We start from the raw sequence: 12,422 nt of genomic DNA on the forward strand, positions 1-12,422 counted from the left end.
AATCTCGGTCGATGGGCGGGCGGCGCGCCAGCCTATACAAGCCGAGAATGACTCGCAACTTTCATGGGGCATCAATGGCGTGCGGGTTGAAAAGCTCGCGAGCAAGCTCGCTCCTACGGAGGGCAGGTGATTGCGGGTATCGGGAACAGGAACTGTTGGTGGCGGGTTGAAAAGCTCGCGAGCAAGCTCGCTCCTACGGAGGGCGGGTGATTGCGGGTATCGGGAACAGGAGCTGTTGGTGGCGGTTTGAAAAGCTCGCGAGCAAGCTCGCTCCTACGGAGGGCGGGTGATTGCGGGTATCGGGAACAGGAACTGTTGGTGGTGGTTTGAAAAGCTCGCGAGCAAGCTCGCTCCTACAAGGGAGGGTATTTGAGCGGGCAAAAAAATGCCCCGTAAAAGCCGGGCTTCTACGGGGCATGGGGTGCAACGTTTCAAGGCTTAGCCAACAAGGCTCAGCGTTGCGTGTTGCACCAGTTCAAGCATTGGCTGCGGGTATACACCCAGGATGAATACCAGTGCCGAAATAGCCAGCAGCATGACGCCACCCGCCTTTTGCTCCCAGTTCAGCGGAGCATCGTGACGATGCAGTTTTGGCTCGACCAGGTACAGGGTCACCATCACGCGCAGGTAGTAGAACACGCCGATGGCACTGCCCAGCACCAGAGACCCGACCAGCCACCATTGGTGGGCTTCAACGCCGGTAGCAACGATGTAGAACTTGCCGATAAAGCCGGCAGTCAGCGGGATACCCGCCAGCGACAGCATCATTACGGTCATGACCGCAGTCAGGTACGGACGACGCCAGAACAGGCCGCGGTACTCGTACAGCGCGTCAGCATCACGACCCTTGTACGGCGAGGACATCAGGGTAATCACACCGAATGCACCCAGGCTGGTCAGCACGTAGGTGATCAGGTACACGCCGATGGCTTCCATCGCCATGCCTTTGCTCGCCACCAGGGCGATCAGCAGATAGCCGAAGTGGGCGATGGACGAGTAACCCAGCAGACGCTTGAGGTTGTTCTGGGTCAGGGCCAGCAGGTTACCGAACAGGATCGAAGCAATCGCGATCACGGTCAGTACATCGCTCATCACTCCGGTAGTTGCCGACGGGGTGATCTGGAACAAACGCACCATCACTGCAAACACGGCCACTTTGGAAGCGGTAGCCAGGAAAGCGGCGACCGGAGCCGGAGCACCTTCGTAGACGTCCGGAGTCCAGAGATGGAAAGGCACCAGCGACAGTTTGAATGCCAGGCCGACCAGCATCATGCCCAGACCCAGCTGGGCCAGCGGTGCAGGTACGCCGGAGGCTGCCAGGGCGTGACCGATACCGCTGAAGCTCAGGCTGCCGGCTTCGGCGTAGAGCAAGGCCATACCGAACAACAGGAACGCAGAACCGGCCGCCGACAGCACCATGTATTTGATGCCGGCTTCCAGTGAACGCTTGTTGAAGAAGGCATACGCCACCAGGCCGTACACCGGTACCGATAGCAGCTCCAGACCGATAAACAAGCCGGCCAGGTGTTGCGCGCTGACCAGAACAATGCCGCCGGTAGCGGCCAGCAGCATCAGCAGGTACAGCTCTTCGCGGTTGCCCGGATAGCCGGTGCCGCCTTCGCCCAGATAAGCATGGGCGAGGGTGACGCAGGCCAGGGTGGCGACCAGAATCAGCCCGATGTAGAGATAGGCAAAGTTGTCCATCATCAACAGCGGGGTGACAGCCAGCGGAGCCACTTTCAACGCAGGGAAGATCGACAGCAAGGCCAGGTTAAGACCGGCCACCGAAAGCAGGAAGGTCTGTGAATGGTTGCGCCGCCATGCGATTGCCAGCATCACCACTACAACGGTGAGACTGGTAATCAGCAGCGGCGCAAGCGCGATAAAGTGTTGGATCGTGAATTCCATAGCGCTCTTACCGGGCCGAAGCGAGTTGAGTGAAGGCGGTGCCGATCCACTGCTGCACGCCATGCATGGTCGCAGCCGAGGTATCGAGGAACGGTTGTGGGTATACGCCGATGAACACCAGCAATACCGCCAGACCGAGCACCATGATCAGTTCACGTGCATCCATGCCGGCCAGTACTGCATCCGACTTGGAAGAGCCGAAATAGGCGCGGTGAATCATGATCAGCGAGTAGACCGAACCAAACACCAGACCGGTTGTGGCAATGGCCGTGATCCATGGGAAGCTGGCGAACGAGCCAATCAGGATCAGGAATTCGCCGACGAAGTTACCGGTACCCGGCAGGCCCAGCGACGCCGCAGCGAAGAACAGGCTGATGGCCGGCAGGTAGGCGATCTTGGACCACAAGCCGCCCATTTCCCGCATGTCGCGAGTGTGCAGACGCTCGTACAGTTGACCGCTGAGGATAAACAGCGCGGCTGCCGAAACACCGTGGGCCAGCATCTGGATGACGGCACCTTGCAGTGCCAGCTGGCTGCCGGAGTAGATCCCGATCAGTACGAAGCCCATGTGCGAAACACTGGAGAACGCGATCAGACGCTTGATGTCGGTTTGTGCGAAGGCCAGGAACGCGCCGTAGAAAATCCCGATCAGACCCAGGGCCATGGCAATCGGCGCAAACTCGGCCGAAGCATTCGGGAACAGCGGCAGGGCGAATCGCAGCAGACCATAGGCAGCGGTCTTCAGCAGGATACCGGCCAGGTCCACAGAACCGGCAGTCGGTGCCTGGGCGTGAGCGTCAGGCAACCAGGAGTGGAACGGTACGACTGGCAGTTTCACGGCAAACGCAATGAAGAAGCCAAGCATCAGGATGTACTCGGTAGTGAGTGACATCTTGGTTTTCAGCAACTCGGCGTAGCTGAAGGTAATCACGCCGGTGTTGTTGAAGTTGACCAGCACCAGACCCAGGATCGCCACCAGCATGATCAGGCCGGAAGCCTGAGTGAAGATGAAGAACTTGGTGGCGGCGTAGATACGGGTTTTCTTGCCGTCCGAAGAACTGTGACCCCAGAGCGCGATGAGGAAGTACATCGGCACCAGCATCATTTCCCAGAAGAAGAAGAACATGAACAGGTCGATGGCGAGGAACACGCCAACCACACCGCCCAGGATCCACATCAGGTTCAGGTGGAAGAAGCCCACATGACGCTGAATCTCTTTCCAGGAGCACAGAACGGACAGCACGCCGAGCAAGCCGGTGAGCAGGATCATCAGCAGCGACAGGCCGTCCAGCGCCAGGTGCACGCTGATACCGAAGCGTGCGATCCAGATGTGCTGGAACTCCAGGGCCCAGGTCGGATCGGCGCCGGGCGCCGGTGCAAATGAATAGTTACCCTGGGACCACAGCCAAAGGCCGAGTGCAAGCTCAAGGGACATGGTCAGCAACGCAATCCAGCGTGGCAGGGTAGGGCCGAAGCGCTCACCCAGCCAGCACAGCAGGCCGCCGATAAAGGGGATCAGGATTAGCCAAGGCAGAATCATGACGGGCTCAATTCCTTTCGCAATGTCGAAGGTTCATATCAGACCGCTACCAAAACGATGGCGCCCATGACCAGTACAGCACCGGCGGCCATAGAAGCAGCGTACCAACGCAGTTGTCCGGTTTCGCTACGGCTCAGGGCGTTATGCCCGGCCTTGGCCATCTTCGGGATCAAACCAATGGTCTGGTCCAGAGGATCTTTGCGCAGCAAGCGGCAGATCAACAGGTAAGGTTTGACGAACAGTTTGTCGTACAGCCAGTCGAAGCCCCACGCGGCGAACCACCAGGCCGTGAGGAAGCGGCCAATGGCGCTGTTGGCAACGTAGGTGACGAAGCGGCGCTTGCCCAGGTACAGCAAGCCGGCCAGCAGGATACCGGCCAGGGCGATGGCGCCCGAAGCGATTTCCAGGCTGTGCTTGGCTTCGCCGCCGGCATGGCCGACGCTTTGTGGCAGAACACCGGCCAGTGGCGGAGTGATCATGGCGCCGATGAAGGTCGACAGTACGATCAGTACCCCCAGCGGCAGCCAGTAGGAAACGCCATGCCCCGGGTGGGCTTCAGTCTTGGCTTCACCGTGGAACGTGATGAAGATCAGGCGGAAGGTGTACAGCGAGGTCATGAACGCGCCGACCAGGCCGGCATACAGCAGTTCGTTGTTGCCGCTGGCGAAGGCCTCCCAAAGAATTTCGTCCTTGGAGTAGAAGCCGGCCGTCAGCAGTGGCAAGGCAGAGAGTGCCGCGCCGCCGACGATGAAGCTGGCGTAGGCCAGTGGCAGTTTTTTCCACAGGCCGCCCATCTTGAAGATGTTCTGCTCGTGGTGGCAGGCAACGATCACCGCACCGGAAGCAAGGAACAGCAGGGCCTTGAAGAAGGCGTGGGTCATCAGGTGGAAGATCGCACCGTCCCATGCACCAACGCCCAGCGCCAGGAACATGTAGCCGATCTGGCTCATGGTCGAGTAGGCGAGGATACGTTTGATGTCGGTTTGTACCAGTGCGGCGAAACCGGCCAGTACCAGGGTCACGCCGCCGACGATACCCACCAGGTGCAGGATGTCCGGAGCGAGGGTGAACAGACCGTGGGTACGGGCAATCAGGTAAACGCCCGCGGTTACCATGGTTGCGGCGTGGATCAGTGCCGAAACCGGGGTAGGACCGGCCATCGCATCTGCCAGCCAGGTTTGCAGTGGCAGTTGTGCCGATTTGCCGACCGCGCCGCCCAGCAGCATCAGGGTCGCCAATACGATCCAGAAGTCACCGGCCTGGAACTTCAGCGGCGCTTGAACCAGCAGCTCCTGAATGTTCAGCGTGCCCAGTTGCTGAAACAGGATGAACAGGCCGATGGCCATGAACACGTCGCCGATACGGGTCACGATAAAGGCTTTGAGTGCGGCATTACCGTTGTTGCGGTTGCTGTAGTAGAAACCGATCAACAGGTACGAGCACAGGCCCACACCTTCCCAGCCGAAGTACAGGAACAACAGGTTATCGCCCAGGATCAGGAACAGCATGCTGGCGATAAACAGGTTGGTGTACGCGAAGAAGCGCGAGTAGCCCTCTTCACCGCGCATGTACCAGGAGGCGAACAGGTGGATCAGGAAGCCGACGCCGACAACCACGCCGAGCATGGTCACCGACAGGCCGTCCAGGTAGAGGGCGAAGTTGGGCTTGAAGCCTTCCACCGACATCCACTGCCACAGCACTTGTGTGTAGTGACCGCCTTCAGGCGGTGCAACGTTGAATTGCCAGATCACATAGGCAGCCACGATGGCCGAGAGGCCAATGGAGCCGACGCCGATCAGGGCCGAGAGGTTTTCGCTGAAGCGTCCACGGGAGAACGACAGCAGCAAAAAGCCGATCAGGGGGAATACGAAAGTCAGAAAGAGAAGGTTCATCCGCGCATCTCACTGGCAGCATCGATATCAAGCGTATGGAAACGGCGATACAGCTGCAGCAGGATCGCCAGGCCAATGCTGGCCTCGGCTGCTGCAAGGGTGATCACCAGGATGAACATCACTTGTCCATCCGGCTGCGCCCAGCGTGCACCGGCAACGATGAACGCCAATGCAGCGGCGTTCATCATGATTTCCAGACTCATCAATACGAAGAGAATGTTGCGACGTACCATCAGGCCGACCAGACCGAGGCAGAACAGGACACCGGCAACGGCCAGACCATGTTCGAGAGGTATTCCTGGCATGTTATTGCTCCTTCGCCTCGTTACGGCCCAAGTGGAACGCCGTCACTGCTGCTGCAAGCAACAGAAACGAGGCGAGTTCGACTACCAGCAGATACGGGCCGAACAGGCTGATGCCCACGGCTTTTGCATCGATGGTGGTTTGACCGATTGCAGCACCGCTCTGATGGGCGAACAGCACGTACAGCAGTTCGGCCAGCAGCAGGGCGGACAAAATGGTCGGTCCGATCCAGATATTGGGCTTGAGCCAGATGCGTTCCTGCTGAACCGAGGCCGGGCCCTGGTTGAGCATCATCACCACAAACACGAACAGCACCATGATGGCGCCGGCGTAGGCGATCACTTCCAGCACACCGGCAAACGGTGCGCCAAGGCTGAAGAACGTCATCGCCACGGCAATCAGCGAAATAATCAGGTAGAGCAGGGCATGCACGGGGTTGGTGTTGGTGATCACACGTAACGTGGACACTACAGCGATACCCGATGCGAAATAGAAAGCGAATTCCATCGTTCTTCCTTAAGGCAGCAAGCTCTTCACGTTGATCGGCTCGGCTTCGTTCTGGGCAGCGCCTTTCGGCTTGCCCTCAACGGCCATACCCGCAACACGATAGAAGTTGTAATCAGGGTTCTTGCCGGGGCCGGAGATCAGCAGATCTTCTTTCTCGTACACCAGGTCCTGACGTTTGAACTCGGCCATCTCGAAATCCGGAGTCAGCTGGATTGCGGTGGTCGGGCAGGCTTCCTCACACAGGCCGCAAAAAATGCAGCGTGAGAAGTTGATGCGGAAAAACTCCGGGTACCAACGGCCATCTTCGGTTTCGGCTTTTTGCAGCGAAATGCAGCCCACCGGGCACGCTACGGCGCACAGGTTGCAGGCTACACAGCGCTCTTCGCCGTCCGGGTCGCGGGTCAGGACGATCCGCCCGCGATAACGCGGTGGCAGATAGACCGCTTCTTCCGGGTATTGCAGCGTGTCACGCTTGCGGAAGGCATGGCCAAACACCATCACCAGGCTGCGAAGCTGGGTGTAGGTGCCATGCACGATGTCAAACAGATACTTGAACATGGGTCTCTATCCTCACTGAACCGCGCCGGCGGGCGTGTTCAACAACACGACTGCGGCGGTTACCAGCAAATTGATCAGGGTCAGCGGCAGGCAGAACTTCCAGCTGAAATCCATCACCTGGTCATACCGTGGGCGCGGAATGGAAGCGCGCAGCAGGATGAAGATCATGATGAAAAACGCGGTCTTCAGGGCGAACCAGATAAACGGAATCTGCGGCAGGATGCCGAAAGGCCCATGCCAGCCACCGAAGAACAAAGTCACCAGCAACGCCGAGATCAACACGATCCCGATGTACTCACCAACGAAGAACATGCCCCATTTCATGCCGGCATATTCAATGTGGTAACCATCGGCCAGTTCCTGCTCGGCTTCGGGCTGGTCGAAGGGGTGACGGTGAGTCACGGCGACGCCAGCGATGAAGAAGGTCAGGAAGCCGAAGATCTGCGGAATGATGAACCACATGTTCTGCGCTTGATATTCAACGATGTCGCGCATGTTGAACGAGCCAACCTGGACCACGATGCCCATCAGCGCCAGGCCCATGAACACTTCGTAGGACACGGTCTGGGCCGAGGCGCGCAAGGCGCCCAGCAAGGCGAACTTGTTGTTGCTGGACCAGCCGGCGAACAACACCGCGTACACCGACAGACCGGCCATGGCGAAGAAGAACAGGATGCCGATGTTCAGGTCCGCCACGCCCCAGGTCGGGGTGATCGGGATGATCGCAAAGGCGACCAGCAAGGCGCTCATGGCTACCACCGGTGCCAGGGTGAAAATCACCTTGTCGGCAAACGGCGGGGTCCAGTCTTCCTTGAAGAACATCTTGATCATGTCGGCGGCAATCTGAAACGCGCCGAACGGGCCAACCCGGTTCGGACCGTAACGGTCCTGCCAGAGGGCGAGCAAACGACGCTCGACCCAGCTCAACAGCGCGCCGCAGACCACCACGGCAAGCAGGATGACCACTGCTTTGAGTACCGAGATAATTACGTCGATCACTTCAGGCGTAAACCAGGTCATTGGGCTGCCTCCTGCAAACCGTCAACGGTAAGACCAAAGATCGCAGGCGGGATGCCGGCAAGACCTGCAGGCAATGCCACCAGACCTGAACCCAGCTCTTCATTGATCCGCAGCGGCAGACGCAGGGTCACACCGGCAACGTTCAGGCTGAGCAGAGCGCCGTCATTGACACCCAGACGATCGGCTTCGGCCTTGGCCAGCGCGATGTAAGCCGCCGGAATGCGTTCTTGAACCGGCGCGGCTTTGGAAGAGTTCTCTTCGCTGCCCAGCAGGTGGAAGAACGGCACTACTTGCCAGGTGCCGCGTGCCGGGTTGAATGCGCCCGGAATGCCGGCGAACCAGTTCAGCGAATCACCCTTGCTTTCGATCAGGCGGGTGCCCGGGTCGCCAGCACGGATATGACCACCGACTTCGTCCTGGAACTTGTTCCACGCTTGTGGCGAGTTCCAGCCCGGCGACCATGCAAACGGAACCTGTTGGCGCGGTTCGACGGAGCCCGAGTAACCTTCCATCGAGAAGGCGAACGCGGTGTCCGGGTCTTGTGGGGTGCGAGGCTCATGCACGCTGATATTGGCGCGCATGGCGGTACGGCCGCTGTAACGCAGCGGTTCGCGGGCCAGTTTCATACCTTTGATACGGAACGCAGCAGAAGGTGCGGCATCAACGATGCGCGCCAACTCTGGAGTGCTCGCAGCAGTGGCCTGAGTCACGTGGTCCAGCAGGGTCCAGTCAACCGGCTTGTTCAGCAGGGTGCTGCGCAGGGCGTGCAACCAGCGCCAGCCTTCGTGAACCAGAATGCTGGCGTCCAGGTAAGTCGGGTCGAACACCTGGAAGAAGCGCTGGGCACGGCCTTCCTGGCTGACCAGCGTACCGTCGCCTTCAGCGAAGCTGGCGGCTGGCAGAACCAGGTCGGCACGGTCGGTGGTCGCGGTCTTTTGATGATCGGCAACGATCAGCACTTTGGCCGCATCCAGCGCAGCATTGACCTTGACTGCATCAACCCGGGTGAACAGGTCGTTTTCCAGCACTACGATGGCGTCGGCTTTACCGTCAGTCACTGCTTGCAGGGCCGCGTCCAGCGATTCGCCACCGAGCATGGCCAGGCCAAGGCTGTTGGCTTCCGGAACGATCAGGCTGATGGAACCGGCCTTTTCCCGCAGGTGCAAGGCTTTGGCGATGTTGCCTGCGGCTTCGATCAGGGCTTTGCAGCCCAGGGAAGTACCGGCAATGATCAGTGGGCGTTTGGCTGCCAGCAGGGCGTTGGCGATGCGTTGTGCCAGCTCCAGGGCTTCTGCATCCAGACCGGCGACGGCAGGCGCGCTGGCGTCGATGGCATGGGCCACGGCGAAACCGATACGGGCCAGGTCATCCGGTGCTGCGTGTACGCATTCTTCGGCAACGTCGTCGAGCTTGGTTTCAGCCAGGCTGGCGATGAACAACGGGTACAGGGCGTGTTGGCCGATGTTTTTGACTGCAGCATCGAGCCATGGCTGTACGCGCATGCCGTCGGCCATTTCTTCGGCCTTGCCCTTGACCGATTGACGCAGCGACAGCGCCATACGGGCGGCGGTCTGGGTCAGGTCTTCGCCAAGGACGAAAATGGCGTCGTGATCTTCGATCTCGCGCATGTTCGGCACTGGCAACGGGCTGTCTTTCAGAACTTGCAGCACCAGACGGATGCGCTCCAGCTCACCGGCTTCGATGCCCGAGTAGAAGTGCTCGGCGCCGACCAGTTCGCGCAACGCGTAGTTGCTTTCGAGGCTGGCACGTGGCGAGCCGATACCGACGATGTTGCGACCGCGCAGCAGGTCGGCAGCCTTGTCCAGTGCCGCGTCGAGGCTCAGTTTGCTGCCATCGGCCAGCAATGGCTGGCGCGGGCGGTCTGTGCGGTTGACGTAGCCATAGCCGAAACGGCCACGGTCACACAGGAAGTACTGGTTGACCGAACCGTTGAAGCGGTTTTCGATGCGGCGCAATTCGCCATAACGCTCACCCGGGCTGATGTTGCAGCCGCTGGAGCAACCGTGGCAGATGCTGGGTGAAAACTGCATGTCCCACTTGCGGTTGTAGCGCTCGGAGTGGGTTTTGTCAGTGAACACGCCGGTCGGGCAGACTTCGGTGAGGTTGCCCGAGAATTCGCTTTCGAGCACGCCGTCTTCAACGCGACCGAAGTACACGTTGTCGTGGGCGCCGAATACGCCGAGGTCGGTGCCGCCGGCGTAGTCTTTATAGAAGCGCACGCAGCGATAGCAGGCGATGCAGCGGTTCATTTCGTGGGAAATGAACGGGCCCAGTTGCTGGTTCTGGTGAGTACGCTTGGTGAAGCGATAACGGCGCTCGTTGTGGCCGGTCATCACGGTCATGTCTTGCAGATGACAGTGACCGCCTTCTTCGCACACAGGGCAGTCGTGCGGGTGGTTGGTCATCAGCCATTCAACAACGCTGGCGCGAAACACTTTCGCCTCTTCGTCGTCGATGGAGATCCAGCTACCGTCGGTGGCCGGGGTCATGCATGACATGACGATACGACCACGCTTGTCGTTCTCGTCGGTGTACTGCTTGACGGCGCATTGGCGGCAAGCGCCAACACTGCCCAGGGCAGGGTGCCAGCAGAAATACGGGATATCGAGGCCTAGCGACAGACACGCCTGTAACAGGTTGTCTGCCCCATCGACTTCGAGATCTTTGCCGTCTACGTGGATAGTGGCCATGGTTCAAAGGTCTTCGTTGGCCCGGTGTCAGCGGGCGTGGCTAATGGAATCTTGTTATGCGTTCGAAGCAACTCAGCCTTACGGCGTTATCGAACGATCAGAGAGCGGCACGGACCGCTCTCCTTCAGAGCGTTACGCGCCGATAACAATCGGGCGTGCCAGAGGCGGAACTCCGGGTTTTGCTTGCGCAATACCGGCTTCGAACTCTGGACGGAAGTACTTGATCGCGCTGCCCAATGGCTCCACGGCACCCGGTGCGTGAGCACAGAACGTCTTGCCAGGGCCGAGGAAGCCGACCAGACCCAGCAGGGTCTCGATATCGCCGGGCTGACCTTCACCGTTCTCGATGGCCATCAGCAGCTTGACGCTCCATGGCAGGCCATCACGGCACGGGGTGCAGAAACCGCAGGATTCGCGAGAGAAGAACTGTTCCATGTTGCGCAGCAGGGACACCATGTTGACGCTGTCGTCGACGGCCATGGCCAGACCGGTACCCATACGGGTGCCAACCTTGGCGATGCCACCGGCGTACATTTGTGCGTCCAGGTGCTCCGGCAGCAGGAAGCCGGTACCGGCACCGCCCGGCTGCCAGCACTTGAGCTTGAAGCCGTCGCGCATGCCGCCGGCATAGTCTTCGAACAGCTCGCGGGCGGTCACGCCAAACGGCAGTTCCCACAGGCCGGGGTTCTTGACCTTGCCGGAGAAGCCCATGAGCTTGGTGCCCATGTCTTCGCTGCCTTCGCGGGCAATGGATTTGTACCAGTCAACGCCGTTGCCGATGATGGCTGGCACGTTGCACAGGGTTTCAACGTTGTTCACGCAAGTCGGCTTGCCCCATACGCCCACGGCTGCCGGGAACGGCGGCTTGGAGCGCGGGTTGGCGCGACGGCCTTCGAGGGAGTTGATCAGTGCGGTTTCTTCACCGCAGATGTAACGCCCGGCGCCGGTGTGAACGAACAGTTCGAAGTCAAACCCCGAGCCCAGGATGTTCTTGCCCAGCAGGCCCGCAGCCTTGGCTTCTTCGACCGCACGGTTGAGGTGCTTGGCGGCGGTGGTGTATTCGCCACGCAGGAAGATATAGCCACGGTAGGTTTTCAGTGCGCGGGCACTGATCAGCATGCCTTCGATCAGCAGATGGGGCAGTTGCTCCATCAGCATGCGGTCTTTCCAGGTGTTGGGTTCCATCTCATCGGCGTTACACAGCAGGTAACGGATGTTCATGGATTCGTCTTTGGGCATCAGCCCCCACTTCACCCCGGTAGGGAAGCCGGCGCCGCCTCGACCCTTGAGGCCGGCGTCTTTCACGGTCTGGACGATGTCGTCCGTGGCCATGTCGGCGAATGCCTTGCGGGCTGCAGCGTAACCGTCCTTGGCCTGGTACTCGTCAAGCCATACCGGCTCGCCGTCGTCACGCAGACGCCAGGTCAGAGGATGGGTTTCCGGCGACCGCGCGATACGGTTGGCAGGGCCGAAAGAAGTCAGGGTCATGGGTAGCCCTCCAACAACGTGGCGACGCCAGCAGGCTGTACGTCACCGAATGTGTCGTCGTCGATCATCAACGCCGGCGCCTTGTCGCAGTTGCCCAGGCAGCACACTGGCAGCAGCGTGAAGCGGCCGTCTGCAGTGGTCTGGCCCAGGCCGATGCCCAGCTTGCTCTGGATTTCGCTGACCACGGATTCGTGGCCACCGATGTAGCAGACCATGCTGTCGCATACGCGAATGATGTGACGGCCCACTGGCTGACGGAAGATCTGGCTGTAGAACGTGGCCACGCCTTCAACGTCGCTGGCGGGGATGCCGAGCATTTCACCGATGGCGTAAAGCGCGCCATCGGGCACCCAGCCGCGTTCCTTCTGAACGATCTTCAGGGCTTCGATCGACGCAGCGCGCGGATCTTCGTAGTGATGCAGCTCGTGCTCGATGGCCGAGCGCTCGGTTTCGCTCAGGGCGAAACGGTCTGTCTGGATAAGCGTGCTGTTCATG

At 60.0% G+C, this 12,422-nt stretch carries 10 protein-coding genes; all 10 read right to left on the bottom strand.

Annotated elements, in window-relative coordinates; genetic code table 11:
* Positions 1–438: 438 nt before the first annotated feature.
* The 10 genes from nuoN to nuoE all read right to left on the bottom strand — a co-directional run bounded on the left by nuoN (position 439) and on the right by nuoE (position 12,421).
* On the bottom strand, positions 439–1,908 hold the full coding sequence (gene nuoN, locus WG29040_RS06825; protein WP_003446964.1) for an NADH-quinone oxidoreductase subunit NuoN: 1,470 nt from the start codon (positions 1,906–1,908) through the stop codon (positions 439–441).
* A 7-nt stretch (positions 1,909–1,915) separates the two neighbouring features.
* Positions 1,916–3,448: an NADH-quinone oxidoreductase subunit M gene (nuoM, locus tag WG29040_RS06830; RefSeq protein ID WP_127195896.1), complete on the bottom strand. Its 1,533-nt coding sequence runs from the start codon at positions 3,446–3,448 to the stop codon at positions 1,916–1,918.
* Positions 3,449–3,486: 38 nt separating this feature from the next.
* Positions 3,487–5,340 (bottom strand): NADH-quinone oxidoreductase subunit L, encoded by a 1,854-nt coding sequence (nuoL, locus tag WG29040_RS06835; RefSeq protein WP_003446968.1) that lies wholly within the window; start codon positions 5,338–5,340, stop codon positions 3,487–3,489.
* On the bottom strand, positions 5,337–5,645 hold the full coding sequence (gene nuoK, locus WG29040_RS06840; RefSeq protein ID WP_003446970.1) for an NADH-quinone oxidoreductase subunit NuoK: 309 nt from the start codon (positions 5,643–5,645) through the stop codon (positions 5,337–5,339). Before nuoK ends, nuoL begins: the two co-directional genes overlap by 4 nt.
* A 1-nt stretch (position 5,646) precedes the next feature.
* Entirely contained in the window at positions 5,647–6,150 is a 504-nt protein-coding gene (gene nuoJ / locus WG29040_RS06845) for an NADH-quinone oxidoreductase subunit J (protein ID WP_003446971.1), read from the bottom strand.
* A gap of 9 nt (positions 6,151–6,159) precedes the next feature.
* Positions 6,160–6,708 carry an NADH-quinone oxidoreductase subunit NuoI gene (nuoI, locus tag WG29040_RS06850; RefSeq protein ID WP_003446975.1) on the bottom strand — a complete coding sequence of 183 codons (549 nt, stop codon included), beginning with the start codon at positions 6,706–6,708 and terminating at the stop codon, positions 6,160–6,162.
* A gap of 12 nt (positions 6,709–6,720) precedes the next feature.
* Complete coding sequence (gene nuoH, locus WG29040_RS06855; RefSeq protein WP_003446978.1) at positions 6,721–7,728, bottom strand: NADH-quinone oxidoreductase subunit NuoH; 1,008 nt, start codon at positions 7,726–7,728, stop codon at positions 6,721–6,723.
* Positions 7,725–10,439: an NADH-quinone oxidoreductase subunit NuoG gene (gene nuoG, locus WG29040_RS06860; protein ID WP_003446979.1), complete on the bottom strand. Its 2,715-nt coding sequence runs from the start codon at positions 10,437–10,439 to the stop codon at positions 7,725–7,727. Before nuoG ends, nuoH begins: the two co-directional genes overlap by 4 nt.
* A gap of 132 nt (positions 10,440–10,571) precedes the next feature.
* Positions 10,572–11,927 carry an NADH-quinone oxidoreductase subunit NuoF gene (nuoF, locus tag WG29040_RS06865; protein ID WP_003446981.1) on the bottom strand — a complete coding sequence of 452 codons (1,356 nt, stop codon included), beginning with the start codon at positions 11,925–11,927 and terminating at the stop codon, positions 10,572–10,574.
* On the bottom strand, positions 11,924–12,421 hold the full coding sequence (gene nuoE / locus WG29040_RS06870; RefSeq protein WP_010656198.1) for an NADH-quinone oxidoreductase subunit NuoE: 498 nt from the start codon (positions 12,419–12,421) through the stop codon (positions 11,924–11,926). Before nuoE ends, nuoF begins: the two co-directional genes overlap by 4 nt.
* Position 12,422: the final 1 nt, after the last annotated feature.

It is taken from the genome of Pseudomonas sp. PAMC 29040 (genome assembly GCF_003994535.1).
GTDB lineage: Bacteria > Pseudomonadota > Gammaproteobacteria > Pseudomonadales > Pseudomonadaceae > Aquipseudomonas > Aquipseudomonas paraversuta.